Source organism: Pseudomonas khavaziana, assembly GCF_019145205.1.
GTDB lineage: Bacteria > Pseudomonadota > Gammaproteobacteria > Pseudomonadales > Pseudomonadaceae > Aquipseudomonas > Aquipseudomonas khavaziana.
This window is the reverse complement of record NZ_JAHSTT010000005.1, coordinates 126,145-143,071: the sequence shown is the minus strand read 5'-3', so window position 1 is coordinate 143,071 and position 16,927 is coordinate 126,145. Positions and strand designations below refer to the sequence as shown.

The window sequence follows — 16,927 nt, the reverse complement described above, 5'->3', positions numbered from 1 at the left end:
ATTCCATTGAAAAAATACCATGCTCAGAAAAGCACTCATGCACCACGATAAAACCCAATGAAACCGGGCTGATGATGAGATTTGATACCATGCCCTGCCCTACTAGGGCGACATGGTATCGAGCACCGAACATGGCATTTGGCTCAGTCAATGCCCCGTACCATGCCATACAAACACGGTGCTTGGCGATGCACAAAGCTGCCAGAATTTGCCAAACCCAAAAAGCCAAAAGCCCGCAATTACGCGGGCTTCAGAGCATTTCTTGCTAGATCGTGCCGGACAATGCCGGACGTCCAATCATTCCCATTCAATAGTCGCCGGCGGCTTGCTCGACACGTCATAAGTAACGCGGGAAATACCTTCGATCTCATTGATGATCCGGCCGCTGACGGTTTCCAGCAGTTCGTAAGGCAGGTGCGCCCAACGCGCGGTCATGAAGTCGATAGTCTCTACGGCACGCAGGGCCACAACCCATGCGTAACGACGGCCATCGCCGACCACACCCACCGATTTCACCGGTTGGAACACCACGAAGGCCTGGCTGACCTTGTGGTACCAGTCGGCCTTGCGCAGTTCTTCGATGAAGATGTGATCGGCGCGACGCAGCAGGTCGGCGTATTCCTTTTTCACTTCACCCAGGATGCGCACGCCCAGGCCCGGGCCTGGGAATGGGTGGCGGTAGACCATGTCGTAGGGCAGGCCGAGCTCCAGGCCCAGGCGGCGGACTTCGTCCTTGAACAGTTCGCGCAGCGGTTCTACCAGCTTGAGGTTCATTTCCTCAGGCAGGCCACCGACGTTGTGGTGGGACTTGATCACGTGAGCCTTGCCACTTTTGGCGCCAGCCGACTCGATCACGTCAGGGTAGATGGTGCCCTGGGCGAGGTACTTGATGTTGTCCAGTTTGTTGGACTGGGCATCGAAGACGTCGATGAAGGTGCGACCGATGATCTTGCGCTTCTTCTCCGGGTCGGACTCGCCGGCCAGGTTGTTGAGGAACTGCTCCTCGGCGTTGGCACGGATCACCTTGACGCCCATGTTCTCGGCGAACATGGCCATAACCTGCTCGCCTTCGTGCAGGCGCAGCAGGCCGTTGTCGACAAATACGCAGGTCAGCTGGTCGCCGATGGCCTTGTGCAGCAGCGCAGCAACCACCGAGGAGTCAACGCCGCCGGATAGGCCAAGCAGCACGTTATCGGTGCCGACCTGGGCGCGTACCTGGGCGATGGCGTCTTCGGCGATTTTCGACGGGGTCCACAGGGCCTCGCACTCGCAGATATCGAGGATAAAGCGCGACAGGATGCGCCCGCCTTGCTTGGTGTGGGTCACTTCCGGGTGGAACTGCACGCCGTAGTAGCGACGTTCGTCGCTGAACATGCCGGCGATCGGGCAGCTTGGGGTGCTGGCCAGGATGTGGAAGTCCTCGGGCATCTTGGTGACCTTGTCACCGTGGCTCATCCACACGTCGAGGCCAAACAGGCCATCGGCGTCGATGTGGTCTTCGATGCCGTCCAGCAGGCGGCTCTTGCCGACCACGTCGACGCGGGCATAACCGAATTCACGCAGCTCGGAACCTTCGACCTTGCCGCCCAGTTGCTCGGCCATGGTCTGCATGCCGTAGCAGATACCGAAGACCGGCACGCCCAGGTCGAATACCGCCTGCGGGCAGCGCGGGCTGTCGGCTTCGTGCACGGACTCGGGGCCACCGGCGAGGATGACGCCTTTAGGGGCGAATTCGCGGATCGCTGCGTCATCCATGTCGAACGGATGCAGTTCGCAGTACACGCCGATTTCACGCACGCGGCGGGCGATCAGTTGGGTGTACTGGGAACCGAAGTCGAGGATCAGGATGCGGTGGGCGTGAATGTCGAGGGCCATGAAGTCAGTCTCGTCTAATGAATCAGAAACAACTCGGGGCTGAAAGAACAGCCCCGGTTACTTAACGTTTTGCTGGAAGCCTCAACCTACGCGGTAGTTTGGCGCTTCCTTGGTGATCTGCACGTCGTGGACATGGGATTCAGCCATGCCGGCGCCGGTGATCCGTACGAACTCTGGCTTGGTGCGCATTTCTTCGATGTCGGCGCTGCCGGTGTAGCCCATCGAGGAACGCAGGCCGCCCATCAGTTGATGGATGATCGCGCTCAGGGTGCCTTTGTACGGCACACGGCCTTCGATGCCCTCCGGGACGAGCTTCTCGGCGCCTGCCGAGGAGTCCTGGAAGTAACGGTCGGAAGAACCTTGCGCCTGGGACATGGCGCCCAGCGAACCCATGCCGCGGTAAGCCTTGTAGGAACGGCCCTGGAACAATTCGATCTCGCCCGGCGCTTCTTCGGTACCGGCGAACATCGAGCCCATCATGACGCAGGAAGCACCGGCCACAATGGCCTTGGACAGGTCACCGGAGAAACGGATACCGCCGTCGGCGATCAACGGCACGCCGGTGCCTTCAAGGGCGGCGGCGACGTTGGCGATGGCGCTGATCTGCGGCACGCCCACACCGGCGACGATACGCGTGGTGCAGATCGAGCCAGGGCCGATACCGACCTTGACCGCATCGGCGCCGGCTTCGGCCAGGGCCTTGGCCGCAGCGCCAGTGGCGATGTTGCCGCCGATCACTTGAACGTCAGGGAAGTTCTGCTTGACCCAGCGCACGCGGTCGATCACGCCCTTGGAGTGACCGTGGGCAGTGTCGACCACCACCACGTCAACACCGGCAGCAACCAGCGCCGAAACGCGATCGCCGGTGTCTTTACCGGTACCGACTGCCGCGCCAACACGCAGACGACCTTGGTCATCCTTGCTGGCCAGCGGGTAAGCCTTGGCTTTTTCGATGTCGTTGACGGTCATCATGCCCTTGAGGGCGAACTTGTCGTCGACGATCAGCACGCGCTCGATACGGTGCTTGTGCAGCAGTTCGCGCACATCGTTCTTGTCGGCGCCTTCCTTGACAGTGACGAGGCGCTCTTTAGGCGTCATCACTTCGCGGACGGTAACTTCAAGGCGGTTCTCGAAACGCACGTCACGGGAAGTGACGATGCCGACCAGGTCGCCATCGTGCAGCACCGGAACGCCGGAGATGTTGTGCAGACGGGTCAGGTCGAACAGGTCACGCACGGTAGCGTCAGCTTCGATGGTGATGGGATCTTTCACCACACCGGCTTCGTAACGCTTGACCTTGCGCACTTCGGCAGCTTGCTGCTCGATGGTCATGTTCTTGTGGATGATGCCGATGCCGCCTTCCTGGGCCATGGCGATGGCCAGACGGGCTTCGGTGACGGTGTCCATGGCAGCGGAAACCAGGGGAATATTCAGCTCGATGCCACGGGTTAGGCGGGTCTTGAGACTGACTTCGTTAGGAAGCACCTCGGAATAACCGGGCACTAGGAGAATGTCGTCGAATGTCAGAGCTTCTTGGCTGATACGCAGCATCGCGGGGGCTCCCGAGCGGGAAAATGGAAGCGCGCCATTATATACATGCACCCTGCCCGGCTCAATGTAAAACTCTGACAAACTTGGTAATACTGATAGATGGAGAAAACCCGCTGCCTTTTTGTAGGAGCGAGCTTGCTCGCGAAGAACGCCCGGGCACCGCGATAAATCAGGCAGCCCGCGTTATCGTTGACGATTTTCGCGAGCAAGCTCGCTCCTACAGTTCGACTTTGACCCAGCTCATTTTTTGATCGAGCCAATCGGCAAATTCGTCGATAAAGCTCTGCTTGAAGCCCGCCTCCGCCCAGTTGTTGAAGATAAACCCCAGGTTGGAAAACCCGCATTCCTGCAGGAACAGGAAGCCGTTGATGTCGTCTTCATGCCCACACAGCGGGCAAGTGAAATTGTCGGTATGGCCGGGCATCCAGTCTTCCAGGCTTTCGAACAGCGCCTCGCCGACTTCCTTGAGGCATTCCGGGCAGCCTGCCTCTTCGAGAAAGCCCTTAGCCGGCGTATAGATGCAACGTTTGTAGATGATCTCCAGGCCATTGACCGGTTCATTGAACGGCAGTGCCTCGGGGTGCAGCACCACGGCGCGGGCGCCATCGGCCAGGGCGTAGGCCATACGGTTGCCGGTGCGGCCGCAGGTGCTCAGTTCTTCCTTGACGATATTCTTGCGCACCAGCCAGCGCACGATTGCCCGGGCGCGGGGCTCGTGGACAGGCAAGGTGGAGATTTTCGGGACGAGGATGCTTTGGGAGTTCATGGGAGTCCTGCGGTGTGGCGTCTGGCGCCATCGGGGGCAAGCCCCTCCCACATTTTGAATTGTGAATACGTTCAAAGGTGGGAGGGGCTTGCCCCCGATGGCACCCTAAAGGCTGGCAGCTTAATCCCTGCTCGACACAGGTCAAGTGCTCAAATACCGCCCGATCAACCCAATACCACTGGCCAGCACCAGCCAGGTCACCAACCGCACAAACGCTTCACGCGACATACGCATCGTCAGCCGGCGCCCACACCAAAGCCCGAAGGCCATCGCGGGCAACAGGCAAACCGCCAACATCAACAAGGGCAGATCCGCATATACCCCGGCAATCAGAAACAAACTCAGGCGCACCAGCGTACTGCAACTGATCAGCGCACTTTGTGTGGCCCGCGCCGCGTCCTTGGATAATCGGCTATTGAGATAAATGGCGTATAAAAAGCCGCCACTGCCAAACAACGCACCAAACAAGCCACCCACCGTACCCATAGGCACCGACCAACCCGCCGCCAGCCGCGTCGGCCGGGCTTTCACCGCCAGGCTATAAAGGGCGTAGGCGCTGATAAACAGCCCCATCAACAGCAGCAGCAGATCCGAATGCAGATTGAGTAAAAACACCACGCCCAGGGTGCAGCCTATCGCCATGCATGGCAGTAATCGCAGCAGTTCCGGCGTGTTCACCTCCCGTCGCGTTTGCAGCAGGCCGCCAGACGCCGCGACAAAATCCAGCAGCACCAGCAGCGGGATGATCTTCGACAGCGGCATAAACATCAGCAGGACCGGCCCCGCCACCAACGCCGTACCGAAACCGGCGATGCCAAACACGATATAGGCCACCACGATGCCCAGGCCGATCACCAGCCAATCCACCGCGCCGAACGACCACTGACTCATCCACTCAACCGCGCTCATGGGTTATTCCTTGAAAGACTTGGCTTTCACTTTAGCCACCGATGAATGTTGCGACTAATATCTTCAAAGCCATCCACCCATCTCGAAAAGGCATGCCTCGTGATTTCTATCCGGCAACTGCGTTACTTCGTCGAAATCGCCGACAGCGGCAGCTTCAGCGCCGCCGCCGAGCGCCTGTTCGTGGCGCAATCGGCCTTGAGCCGGCAAATCAAGGAGCTGGAAAACCAATTGCAGACTCCCTTGTTCGAGCGTACCGCTCGCCAGCCTCGCCTGACGGCCGCCGGCGAAGCGTTTTATCCACGGGCGCGCAACCTGCTGGGTGAGTTGCTCAAGGCCAGCGAGATGGCGACGCAGGTGGGCAATGGCCAACTCGGCACCTTACGCCTGGGCCATTCGAGCACCGTGCCAATGAGCGGAGCGTTACTGCAGGGCATCAGCACTTGGCTGGAACGCTGCCCCGGTGTGTCGATGGATATCGTCAAACTCGCCTCCGAGGCCCAGTTGGAAGAAATCGCCGACGGTCGCCTGGACGTCGGTCTGTTGCGCTTGCCGGTGTTGCGCCAGCGCGAAGGGGTGCGCGTGGTGCCTTTGTACACCGAGCCGTTGGTGTTGGCGGTGCCGCCGAATCACCCATTGGCTCACAGCGCCACACCGGTGGAATTGGCCCGGCTCAAGGACGAAGCTTTTATCTCGATCCCCCATCCCCAACGTGGCGGGCTGAGTTATCTGTCGGCAGAGCTATGCATGCGCGCCGGTTTTTTCCCCAGGGCGGCGCGGGTGATGTCTCGCAAGACTACGCAGTTGCAATTGATCCAGGCCGGCTTCGGCATTGCCTTGCTACCCGAGTCCATGCAGGACATCGCCCCTGCCAATCTGCACTTCCTGCCCCTGGCCGACCCGGACTGTCACAGCACCGTCGCCTTGGCCTGCGCGCCACGGCAGAGCACGCTGGTGGAGCAATTCTGTCAAACCCTGCACGAATGCCTATAAACTGCCGCCCATGATTAAAGATCCCTTTGCCCGCCTGGGCCTGGACCGCGAAGTCCTGACTGTCAGCCAGCTCAACGGCCGTGCGCGGGTGTTGCTGGAAGACGTGTTCACCAATATCTGGGTCGAAGGCGAGATCTCCAACCTCGCCCGCCCGGCCTCCGGCCATGTGTATTTCACCCTCAAGGACAGCGGTGCCCAGGTGCGCTGCGCGCTGTTTCGCAACAACGCGGCACGGGTACGCCAGGCGTTGAAGGACGGCCTGGCGGTCAAGGTGCGCGGCAAGGTCTCGCTGTTCGAGGGCCGTGGTGACTACCAGCTGATTCTCGACACGGTGGAACCTGCCGGTGATGGCGCGCTGCGCCTGGCCTTCGATGCGCTGAAAGAGAAGCTCAGCGCCGAAGGGTTATTCAGTGCCGAGCGCAAAGTCCCACTGCCGGCGCATCCACAAAGGATCGGCATTATCAGCTCGCCGACCGGTGCGGTGATTCGCGACATCATCAGCGTGTTCCGCCGTCGGGCACCGAACATTGAGCTGACCTTGATCCCCACCGCCGTGCAGGGCCGCGAAGCGATCCCGCAGATTGTGCGCGCATTGAAACTGGCCGACGCGCGTGGCTTCGACGCGTTGATCCTGGCCCGTGGCGGCGGCTCGCTGGAAGACCTCTGGTGCTTCAACGAGGAGGCCGTGGCCCGAGCCGTGGACGCCTGCGTCACGCCCATCGTCAGTGCCGTCGGGCATGAAACCGATGTATCGATCAGCGACTTCGTGGCGGACGTGCGTGCGCCGACGCCATCTGCCGCCGCCGAGCTGCTCGCACCGGACGCCAGCCACTGGGTGCGCCAAGTGGATAACCTGCACCGTCGCCTGGTGATGCTGATGCGCAATCGGTTGGCCCACGACCGCCTGCGCCTGGAAGGCATGGCCCGGCGCCTGCGTCACCCTGGCGAGCGTTTGCGCCAACAGGCCCAGCGCCTGGACGACCTGGACATGCGCCTGCGCCGTGCTTTTGAGCGCAGCCTCAATACCCGTCGCGAGCGCCTGATCCGCCTGGAAACCCGCCTCGCCGGCCAGCATCCGGGCCGCCAATTGGCGCTGTTGCGCCAGCGCCTGGACAGCCTCGCCGAACGCCTGCCCCGTGCCATGCGCGAAGGTCTCAAGGCGCGGCGCCTGCAGCTGCAAAGCCAGGTGCAGACGTTGCAGGTGGTCAGTCCGCTGGCGACCCTGGGTCGTGGCTACAGCATCCTGCTCGACGAGCGCGGCCAGGCCATTCGCAATGCCGCACAAACCCACACCGGCCAGCGCCTGACCGCGCGTCTCGGTGAAGGCCAATTGCAAGTGCGGGTGGAAGACAACCATCTGACACCCGTTACCCTTTCGCTACTGGATTGATCGATGCCACGTCTATTGAGCTTGTTGCTGCTGCTGTGCCTTGCCGTTAACGCCCAGGCTGACAGCTATATCACCCGCACCCTGAACAAGCCGGTACCGGGTGGCGTGGCGGTGGTCGAACTGGGCCCGGCCGCCACGGCGCCGAAGGCCACCTACCAAGGCAAGCCGGTGCTGGTGGTCAAGGAGCAGGACAACTGGCTGGCGATTGTCGGCATCCCATTGACGGTCAAGCCTGGCAACGAGCGCATCAGCAGCGGCGGGCGCAACTTGCCGTTTGTGGTCGGCTATAAAAAGTATCCAGAACAGCGCATCACCTTGAAAAACAAAAGCCAGGTCAACCCCGCCCCCGCGCAGCTCAAGCGCATCGAAGCGGAACTGGCCGTGCAGCTCAAGGCATACCGCAGCTTCAGCCCTAACCTGCCAAGCAATCTGGTGCTGGACAAACCGGTCAATGGCCCGCTGTCGAGCAAGTTCGGCGTGCGTCGTTTCTTCAACGGTGAAGAACGCAATCCGCATTCAGGCCTGGATTTCGCCGTGCCGGCCGGTACGCCCATCAAGACGCCGGCGAACGGTAAGGTGATCCTGGTCGGCAACTACTTTTTCAACGGTAATACCGTGTTCGTCGACCATGGCCAGGGCTTTATCAGCATGTTCTGCCATATGTCGAAGATCGATGTGAAAGTGGGCCAGCAACTGGTCCGCGGTGCAGTGGTGGGCAAGGTCGGCGCCACCGGCCGAGCAACCGGGCCGCATATGCATTGGAATGTCAGCCTTAACGATGCCAGGGTCGACCCGGCAATTTTTATCGGCGCATTTCAGCCTTAACAGGCATGATTGGGCGCCTTCCCCTGCGCGCCCTTCTCTCTCCCCTCTCCTAGCCTGAACTGCACCGATTTCGCTGCAACACGCTCGCTCCTGCTTACATTTGCAGCAGGAACCAACGGATGGTCAATACGCACCCAGCCTACGCGTTACCGGGAGCGTAACGACGATATGAACAGCCCATTCATCCTGCGAGTGTCCGCTTATGCCTATTCTTCTAGAGGCTGCTCCGCGCAGCCCCCTTGACGCCTTTTTTCATACCGCTCTCGACAACCCCAGCGTCCATCATCCAGCCGATACACACCAGCCTATGTCTTCGCCGCCGGCGGCCTTGAGCTATGCCCCAGACGATCTGACGCCGCCCACGTCTTCGGGCATTGCCCCCGTTGGTGTGCATTACCCCAAGCTCGTGAAGCAGTTCAACGTCAGCCACCAGCGTGCGTTCCTTACCCAGCACGACAGCCTTACGCAAGATATGCAGCGCCTGCAAAACGAACAACCGAGTTTCAAGGCCTTTGTGCAGGCGCAACTTGAACAGGCCTTTCCAGACCTGCGCCCCCTCGACGCCGACACCATCAGTTTCAATCGCTACCGCAGCGACGGCGACGAGGAAACACCGCTGTCATCAGAACCGCTGATGAAGGCCCTCGGTGAACAGGTGCGCAACATCCTGGCCAACCCGAATAAGCTCCTGCACGCAGAGCGCAAGGTACGCACCGAATTCACGACGCGCCCCACGCCTGCCGATGAGCCCCAGACACTGACTACCTCCAGCACATTGCAATCGATTGCCCGCGCCATTGCCACGCAATATCCGGCTTACCTCCAGGCGTTCTGGAGTACGCCACGGCTGACGCCGATGGACGCGCAGATCGAGGAAATCCTGAACACCCCGCAAACGCCGCAAGTGCCGCAAGACCAACTGCTGAGCCTGCACAAACAACAGCTGTCGACCCTGGCCGCACTGCGTGTCAGCGACGGCACCCTGAGCCCGGCCAGCAAACGCTTGATTGATATCGCCCTGCAATACCCGACGTTGGCCGAGCGGGAACGTCAATTTCCCAATGGCGAACGCCCTGGCGTTTACCCCATCACCCTGGATGACGGCAGCGAACACGGCACCATGCTGGCGGGCAGTTTCCTCATCACCAGCACCGACGGTTCCGCCGCCACCCCGCCAACCTGGCCAAAAGAAGGCCGGCGCCTCGCACTCAACGACCTCAATGGCCCCGTCGTGCTGTATACCCCAAGCGAAGGTTTCGAGGAGTTTGCTACCCCGGCGCAGGCACGCCAGGCGCTGGCTGCGCGCCTTGACCAGGGCGGGATAGATGCGGAACTACTGCTGCAAACTGCGCCGCTGTCGGTACAGGACCGACCCGATGTGCCTTCAGGCGATGACCTGATGCGCAGTGTTGAACCCTTAAGCGGGGATGTGCTGGCAGAGGCAATCGCCTTAATGCTCAAACGCCAGGAAGCGCAAATTAACGCACACCTGGCCCAGGCATTGGCACCGCCAGCCACTGGCACCCGCAGCAACGCCTTGCTGGCCCCTGCAGCAATGCAAAGCCTCGATGGCGCGGCAGACGCACTCTTTGTATTCGATGGCAGCAATGCCATGCTGGCACGCGACGCCAAGCTGGCTGAAAAGCTGCAACCTCAATGGCTGAAAAGCCTCGACCCGGATCAAGAAGCGCTCTTCGAAAAGCTGGAGCATGCCGAGCAGGAAAGTTCGAGCCAACTGGCCTCGCTGCTGAAAAAGATCCCATCCCTGGCGGATTTTTCCCGGGATCGCTTGAATCAAGCGCTCAGCCAGCAGTATCCGACGGCGCAGCTGAACGCGGACCAACTGATGGTGCGGGTCGATACCCGCACAACCCTTCACAGCGGCCGCGGCAGTGGCCCAAGGACAACGTTCCCCGCACAGCACTCCGTGTCCCTGACCGACCTGGCCTTGCGAAACCCCAGCGGTTTTCCAGCCATCGAACGCGGCCAATCCACCCATACCACCCTGAGGCTGGCGCTGGTCGACACCCAAGGCCAGCCTATCCTCAATGCCAAAGGCGAGCAGGTCATCCTCGATACCGAAGCGCTTAAAGCACTGGTCAACACCGCGGATGTGGGCGGCGAATATACCAAGCTGCTTGAGCAGGAGCTGGCGACTGACACCACGTCGGGAGCTTCTGCCCAAGTGCGCACCGCCTGGAAAGCCAACCTGAACGACCTGATGGCCAAGGAAGCGTTTCTCGCCCAACTCAACCCTGATGCCTACCAGGCCGAGGCCAGCCAGGACAAATCTACCAAACGCGCTGCGCAGTGGGTCGCCGCGGTGCTCGATTATCCCGACCCGGCCAGCCGCCCCCAGGTGGACGGCAAAGACATCGTCGCCAACAGCCTCGTGCAATACGGTTTACCTGTGCAGGGTGTGCTCGTGATCGGCAATCAGGTGGATTCATCACTGGTGCTATGCGCACCCGATGCGCCCGACGGCGTTGTGTTTCGTGAAGTCGCAGACCAGGCCGCACTGAACACTCTGCTGAACAAAGATGAGTGGATCGCTTATACCGCCCGTAGAAAATCACCGGTGAATAAAGACGACTTCATCTCGTTCATCGAGACCGCCAGTAAGAGCCTGGTCAACCCGCTGACGATCAAGAATCCCTTTGAAATGATCAGCCTGTTCGTCCAGGCGCTCAAGCTCAAAGGCGGTGATGCGACCCTCGAGCCGGTGACGGGTAATGTCGAGGATCACCTGTACAAGCAGCATGTGCAGTTGGTGATAGACAAAGCCGATTACCAATCCGTCAGCAGTGCCGAGGTAGCGGCCCAGTCGAAAATCAACAAAGTCGAGTTCGGCATTGAAGTAGGCATGCTGTTGCTGGACCTGGTGCCGATACTCGGCAAAGGCCTGTCCGCTGGCGTTCGCCTGGGCAAAGCGGCGATGACTGCACTGCGCGCCAATAGCCGACTCCTGCCACACCTGATCAGGAACCCCGGCCTGGGCCGTGGGATCTACGCTGACTTTACCTTGGCTGCAGCGCGCATCCCCAACCTTCGCGCTGCGCCAATGCGACCGGTATTCAGTGCGTCAACAACTGCCGGCGCCAACCCGATACGCCCCGGCGCCAGGGCACTGCCTGCGCCAGCCGGCTCCGGCCCCGCGCCCGCTATCGCCTCTACCAGCGCAGCCGTAGAGCACGGGCTTGTGCAGACATCGCCGCTGGTAGCCGCCCCAAGCCGCGACCTGAGCGCCTACGCCAAGACCGACGATATAATCCGGGGCCGCACGTTAGGGACCAACGGTACTTACAATGTCGACGATGATTGGTACATCCGCTTCACCGACAGTACTGGCGTGAGCAAGGTTTACCAGATCGATTCGGCTTTTCACGCCAGCAGTGGATACGCCAATATCATCGACCCCAATGCTCCGGTGAACGCGAGCAAGAGCAGCAGGATCGTGGCTTCGGTGCAACACGCAGGCAACGGTGAATGGCGCCTGAATCGATTGCCTGGAGGGGCACCGACACCGGTATCAAGCACATCGGAAACAGGATCAGGATCAGTAGAAGCGACAGCATCGTCGTCGCAAGCGTCCGCCAGCAAGTTAACCGCCCCCGAATATTTCAGCCTCACTGACGGCAGCCTGGTCGAACAGCACTTCACCCCAGCAAAACGGGAACTGTTCAGAATCTGGTTCAGGCGCGACATGGCGAGGTTCTACCGAAACATGCTCACCCCAGGCCAAATGCCGCCTCGCCCGCCTCGACTGGAGCTTTCACCCGGCACGTCGCCCGTAGATCTCTTGCGCAAGGCCTATGAAGTCACCGACGTGGTGGTATTGGGCGAGTCTCACAGAGACATCGCCAGTTTCCAGATGATCAGAGAGGCTATGCCGGCCCTGAAAGAGGCAGGCGTCACCACCCTGTATCTTGAGAACATGGAACTCAACGCCCTAAAGAAGCTTGATGACGTCGGCATGGGCGCTCACCGGCCGGCAGGCGCGTCTCCCACGCTCAACGAACTGATCAAACTTGCCAATGACAATGGCATCACCGTCAAGCCCCTTGAACATCACTACTTGACTCGCCGATCGGATATGCCCGATTTCTACAAGTACGTCGGAGACAATGACAACGGCATTACACGCCTGCAGGAGTTCAACTACTTCGCGACCCGTGTCATACAAAGGCGCAAACCCGGTGAGAAGGTGCTCGCCTTAGTAGGCAGGGCCCATATGAATACTGCTCGCAACGTGCCGGGCCTTGCCGAAATGAACGGCGGCATAGGCATAGGTGTGTACCCGAATACTTCATTCTCCAAGAGCACGGCCATCAGCGGCCCATCGGTGCGCAGGGATCCTGGGGCCGGAGTAACGGGCAGCCATACCGTGGGGGATTATCAGGTTTTCCAGCAAGTGACCTGAATGCCTTAGTCGCGCTCGATTGACGCAGTGGTGAGCCGATCACCATTGCGTTGCTCGACCTGAGCTGTGCGACAAAACCTCCCCCAAAATAATTGCGCCCCGTTCAAAAGCTACGCAACAGAGTTAAACATATACAAAGATATGCGCAATAAATCATCTTGAAATTCGGTTCAGTCAGAAAATCTATCAATTTTTTCTGATCACTTGCCATCTCTCCTGCCCACGGTTAGGGTTGGGCTTATGAAAACCTCTCACACCCTCATTCAGCTTCGCCAGCACCGCAGCCTGTGCCTCGTCAGCGCACGACTGCCAGGCTGAATCGATCTGCCTCGCCCTAAGCTTTATCCCCAATAACAGTTCCATGGCAGGCCGCCTCTTCTCGGCCCCTACACAAAGGATTCCCCGATGAGCATGCTCAAAGACCCGTCTTCCAAATACCGCGCGTTCCCGACTATCGATATCCCGGACCGCACCTGGCCCTCGAAGACCATCACCACCGCGCCGATCTGGTGCAGTTCCGACCTGCGCGATGGCAACCAGTCGTTGATCGAGCCGATGGACGCCGCGAAAAAATTGCGCTTCTGGAAGACCCTGGTCGCGGTTGGCGTAAAGGAAATCGAAGCCTCGTTCCCGGCCGCCTCGCAAACCGATTTCGACTTCGTGCGCACCCTGATCGAAGACAACCACATCCCCGAGGACACCACCATTCAGGTGCTGACCCAGGGGCGTGAAGACCTGATCGCCCGCACCTTCGAATCCCTGCGCGGTGCCAAGAAGGCCATCGTGCATTTGTACAACGCTACATCGCCTTCATTCCGCCGTATCGTGTTCAACCAGGACAAGGACGGCATCAAGGCCATCGCGGTCAACGCGGCCAAACTGTTCGTCAAATACGCCGCGCAGCAGCCGGAAACCCAGTGGACCTTCGAATACTCCCCCGAGACATTCAGTGCGACCGAACTCGAGTTCGCCAAGGAAGTCTGCGACGCGGTGATCGAGGTGTGGAACCCGACGCCTGAGCACAAGATGATCCTCAACCTGCCGGCCACGGTTGAATGCGCCACGCCGAACATCTATGCCGACCAGATCGAATGGTTCGGTCGCCATATCAACCGTCGTGACAGCGTGATCATCAGCCTGCACACCCACAACGACCGTGGCACTGGCGTAGCCGCCACCGAGCTGGGCCTGATGGCCGGCGCCGACCGTGTCGAGGGCTGCCTGTTCGGCAACGGCGAGCGTACCGGCAACGTCGACCTGGTGACCGTGGCGCTGAACCTCTACACACAAGGGGTTAACCCCGAACTGGACTTCTCCGACATCGACGGCGTGCGCAAGGTCGTCGAAGAGTGCAACCAGATTCAGGTGCACCCGCGCCACCCGTATGTGGGCGACCTGGTCCACACCGCGTTCTCCGGCTCCCACCAGGACGCGATTCGCAAGGGCTTCGCCCAGCAGAAAGACGATGCCTTGTGGGAAGTGCCTTACCTGCCAATCGACCCGGCCGACATTGGCCGCAGTTACGAAGCGGTGATCCGGGTGAACAGCCAGTCGGGCAAAGGCGGCATCGCCTACCTGCTGGAGCAGGAATACGACATCAGCTTGCCGCGCCGCATGCAGATCGAATTCAGCCAGGTGGTCCAGGCCGAGACCGACCGCGTTGGCCTGGAAATGACCGCACCGCAGATCTACGCCTTGCTGCAGCGTGAGTACCTGCAAGCCAACACGCCGTATGCATTGGTCAGCCATCGCCTGCAGGAAGAGAACGGCAACAGCTTTGTCGAAGTAGAAGTGTCCGGCAAAGGCCAGGGCGAAACCAACCTCCACTGGAAAGGCAAAGGCAACGGTGCGCTGGAAGCCTTGGTGGCTGGCCTGCCGATTGGCGTGGAGATCATGGACTACAACGAGCATGCAATCGGCGCGGGCACCAACGCCAAGGCGGCGGCCTACATTGAACTGCGTGTGAACGGCGAGCGTCCGGTGCATGGTGTGGGTATCGATGAGAACATCACCACCGCCAGCTTCAAGGCGCTGTTCAGTGCGCTGAACCGTTCGTTGAGCCAGTTGGAAGCCAAAGCGGCGTAATCAGCTGCTGAAATGTGAAAGGCCCCTGGGTGTGAATCCAGGGGCCTTTTTTACTTTGGGGTTATGGTGGTGCTGATGGCCCCATCGGGAGCAAGCCCCCTCCCACATTTGAATGTATTCGCAAATCAAAGTGGGAGGGGGCCTGCTCCCGATAGCGGTCTATCAGACAAACTGAAAGCTATCGGCATCCTGATTCGCCGGGAACCGGGTGCGATAAGCAGACAACTCGGCCGCATCCAGGATCACCTGGAACACCCCGTCCGCCTCCCCTGCACTGAGCAAGGTTTCACCCTGGAAATCCAGCACTTGGCTGTCACCTGTATAGGCAAAGCCTTTGCCGTCCGTGCCCACCCGATTCACCGCCGCCACATAGCACAGGTTTTCAATCGCCCGCGCCGGTAACAACCGGTTCCAGTGTTGACGCCGCGCACCGGGCCAATTGGCGGTGTACAGCAGCAGGTCAGTGTCCTGGGCATCCCGGCTCCACACCGGGAAGCGCAGGTCGTAGCAGATCAGCGGACGAATACGCCAGCCCTTCAACTCAAACTGTACCTGGCGCTCGCCAGGGGTGTAGTGATCGTGTTCGCCGGCCATGCGGAACAGGTGGCGCTTGTCGTAATGCAGCACCTCGCCATCCGGCCTGGCCCACAGCAAGCGGTTGCGATGGCTGCCATCGGCGGCCTGGATAATCACGCTACCGGTGATCACCGCGTTGTACCTGGCAGCCTGCGCCTGGAGCCAATGATGGGTCGGGCCGTTTTCCGGCTCGGCCAGGGCGGCCGACTCCATGGAGAAACCGGTGGTGAACATTTCCGGCAGCACGATCAAGTCGGCGCCATTGGCTTGCTCCAGCAGCAGTTGAAAATGCTCGAGGTTGGCCTGGCGGTCATGCCATACCAGGCTGGTCTGGATCAGGGCGATGTTGAGGTTCGGTAGTGCACTCAGATCACGCATAGTTTTTCCGCCGCCTGTTGCAGCGTCTCCTCGCGTTTGGCAAAGCACAAGCGCACCAGGCGCTGGCCTTGGGGTGGGTGCTGGTAGAACACCGAGACCGGAATGGTTGCAACGCCGTGTTCGCGGGTCATCCACTGCGACATGGCAACGTCATCCAGGTCTGGCCGTATCTGCGAGTAATCCACCAGTTGGAAGTAAGTGCCGGCCACCCGGGTAAAGCTGAAGCGCGACGGCTCCAGCAGGTCGCAGAACAGGTCGCGCTTGGCTTGGTAAAAAGCCGGCAGTTCTTCAACGTGCTCCGGGTGCTCGGCCATGAAGTCTGCCAAAGCGTACTGCAAAGGGGTCACGCCGCAGAAGTTGACATATTGATGCACCTTGCGCAGTTCGGCGCTGAGGGCCGGGGGAGCGACCACGTAGCCGGTTTTCCAGCCGGTTACGTGATAGGTCTTGCCGAAGGAGCTGATCACGAACGCACGCTGATACAGCTCTTGGTGGGACAATACGCTGACATGGGGCACACCGTCGAACGCCAGGTGTTCGTAGACCTCATCGCTGACCAGGTAGATATCGCGGTCGCGGATCAGTTCGGCCAATTGGTCCAGCTCGGCACGGCTGATCAGTGCGCCAGTCGGGTTATGGGGCGAGTTGATGATGATCATGCGGGTGCGCGGTGACAGCGCCGCCTTGAGCTTCTCGAAATCGAGGGCAAAGCCGTCCAGGCTCAGTTGCACGTGCACGCAACGACCACCGGCCAGCTCCACCGAGGGCTCATAGCTGTCGTAGCAGGGGTCGAACACGATGACTTCATCGCCATTGCGAATCACCGCCTGGATCGCGCAGAAGATAGCCTCGGTGGCGCCAGGGGTGATGGTCACCTCGCTGTCGGCATTGACTGTGGCGCCATAGCTGCGGGCGACCTTGGCCGCCACTTGTTGACGCAGCACCGGCAGGCCCGTCATCGGCGCGTATTGGTTATGACCCAGGGCGATATGCCTGCCCACTCCATCGAGCAAACCTTGCGGGCCATTGAAATCCGGGAAACCCTGGGACAGGTTGAGCGCGCCGGTTTCAGCCGCGAGTTGCGACATGGTGGTGAAAATGGTCGTGCCGACGTTCGGCAGCTTGCTGGTGATCATCGGAGGCCCCTGCAGGTGAGCCCCAA

At 60.3% G+C, this 16,927-nt stretch carries 11 protein-coding genes; 5 read left to right on the top strand and 6 right to left on the bottom strand.

Translation table 11 applies throughout. The annotated features are described in order from the left end of the window. Positions 1-297: 297 nt before the first annotated feature. From guaA to KVH01_RS14170, 4 genes are all read right to left on the bottom strand, one after another. On the bottom strand, positions 298-1,875 hold the full coding sequence (guaA, locus tag KVH01_RS14185) for a glutamine-hydrolyzing GMP synthase (protein WP_043046834.1): 1,578 nt from the start codon (positions 1,873-1,875) through the stop codon (positions 298-300). Positions 1,876-1,956: 81 nt separating this feature from the next. Beyond that, positions 1,957-3,426 (bottom strand): IMP dehydrogenase, encoded by a 1,470-nt coding sequence (gene guaB / locus KVH01_RS14180; RefSeq protein ID WP_016977684.1) that lies wholly within the window; start codon positions 3,424-3,426, stop codon positions 1,957-1,959. A 217-nt stretch (positions 3,427-3,643) separates the two neighbouring features. Continuing rightward, on the bottom strand, positions 3,644-4,192 hold the full coding sequence (locus KVH01_RS14175; RefSeq protein WP_043046833.1) for a hypothetical protein: 549 nt from the start codon (positions 4,190-4,192) through the stop codon (positions 3,644-3,646). 141 nt (positions 4,193-4,333) lie between these two features. Next, positions 4,334-5,101 carry a sulfite exporter TauE/SafE family protein gene (locus tag KVH01_RS14170; RefSeq protein ID WP_217881849.1) on the bottom strand — a complete coding sequence of 256 codons (768 nt, stop codon included), beginning with the start codon at positions 5,099-5,101 and terminating at the stop codon, positions 4,334-4,336. A gap of 99 nt (positions 5,102-5,200) precedes the next feature. On the opposite strand from KVH01_RS14170, the gene KVH01_RS14165 reads away from it, so the two are divergent. The 5 genes from KVH01_RS14165 to leuA all read left to right on the top strand — a co-directional run bounded on the left by KVH01_RS14165 (position 5,201) and on the right by leuA (position 14,811). Next, positions 5,201-6,091 carry a LysR family transcriptional regulator gene (locus KVH01_RS14165; RefSeq protein ID WP_217881848.1) on the top strand — a complete coding sequence of 297 codons (891 nt, stop codon included), beginning with the start codon at positions 5,201-5,203 and terminating at the stop codon, positions 6,089-6,091. 10 nt (positions 6,092-6,101) lie between these two features. Next, the gene (gene xseA / locus KVH01_RS14160) at positions 6,102-7,481 is read left to right on the top strand and encodes an exodeoxyribonuclease VII large subunit (protein WP_217881847.1); all 1,380 of its coding nucleotides are present in this window, start codon (positions 6,102-6,104) and stop codon (positions 7,479-7,481) included. A gap of 3 nt (positions 7,482-7,484) precedes the next feature. Further along, positions 7,485-8,306, top strand: coding sequence for a M23 family metallopeptidase (locus KVH01_RS14155; protein WP_043046829.1), 822 nt, complete (start codon positions 7,485-7,487; stop codon positions 8,304-8,306). Positions 8,307-8,613: 307 nt separating this feature from the next. Continuing rightward, a complete protein-coding gene (locus KVH01_RS14150; protein WP_217881846.1) occupies positions 8,614-12,726 on the top strand; it encodes a membrane-targeted effector domain-containing toxin in 4,113 nt (1,370 codons plus the stop codon). Between the two features lie 405 nt (positions 12,727-13,131). Continuing rightward, positions 13,132-14,811, top strand: coding sequence for a 2-isopropylmalate synthase (leuA, locus tag KVH01_RS14145; RefSeq protein ID WP_043046828.1), 1,680 nt, complete (start codon positions 13,132-13,134; stop codon positions 14,809-14,811). A 162-nt stretch (positions 14,812-14,973) separates the two neighbouring features. Here leuA and KVH01_RS14140 read toward each other — a convergent pair whose 3' ends face one another. Both KVH01_RS14140 and KVH01_RS14135 read right to left on the bottom strand, forming a co-directional pair. Then, entirely contained in the window at positions 14,974-15,765 is a 792-nt protein-coding gene (locus KVH01_RS14140) for an amidohydrolase (RefSeq protein WP_217881845.1), read from the bottom strand. Then, positions 15,753-16,901, bottom strand: a complete 1,149-nt coding sequence (locus KVH01_RS14135; protein ID WP_217881844.1) for a pyridoxal phosphate-dependent aminotransferase — start codon at positions 16,899-16,901, stop codon at positions 15,753-15,755. Before KVH01_RS14135 ends, KVH01_RS14140 begins: the two co-directional genes overlap by 13 nt. Positions 16,902-16,927 lie beyond the last annotated feature (26 nt).

What these genes read in the sequence shown, in the direction of transcription:
- guaA (WP_043046834.1), bottom strand. Translation starts at nt 1,875, where the DNA reads ATGGCCCTCGACATTCACGCCCACCGCATCCTGATCCTCGACTTCGGT.
- guaB (WP_016977684.1), bottom strand. Translation starts at nt 3,426, where the DNA reads ATGCTGCGTATCAGCCAAGAAGCTCTGACATTCGACGACATTCTCCTA.
- KVH01_RS14175 (WP_043046833.1), bottom strand. Translation starts at nt 4,192, where the DNA reads ATGAACTCCCAAAGCATCCTCGTCCCGAAAATCTCCACCTTGCCTGTC.
- KVH01_RS14170 (WP_217881849.1), bottom strand. Translation starts at nt 5,101, where the DNA reads ATGAGCGCGGTTGAGTGGATGAGTCAGTGGTCGTTCGGCGCGGTGGAT.
- xseA (WP_217881847.1), top strand. Translation starts at nt 6,102, where the DNA reads ATGATTAAAGATCCCTTTGCCCGCCTGGGCCTGGACCGCGAAGTCCTG.
- KVH01_RS14155 (WP_043046829.1), top strand. Translation starts at nt 7,485, where the DNA reads ATGCCACGTCTATTGAGCTTGTTGCTGCTGCTGTGCCTTGCCGTTAAC.
- KVH01_RS14150 (WP_217881846.1), top strand. Translation starts at nt 8,614, where the DNA reads ATGTCTTCGCCGCCGGCGGCCTTGAGCTATGCCCCAGACGATCTGACG.
- leuA (WP_043046828.1), top strand. Translation starts at nt 13,132, where the DNA reads ATGAGCATGCTCAAAGACCCGTCTTCCAAATACCGCGCGTTCCCGACT.
- KVH01_RS14140 (WP_217881845.1), bottom strand. Translation starts at nt 15,765, where the DNA reads ATGCGTGATCTGAGTGCACTACCGAACCTCAACATCGCCCTGATCCAG.
- KVH01_RS14135 (WP_217881844.1), bottom strand. Translation starts at nt 16,901, where the DNA reads ATGATCACCAGCAAGCTGCCGAACGTCGGCACGACCATTTTCACCACC.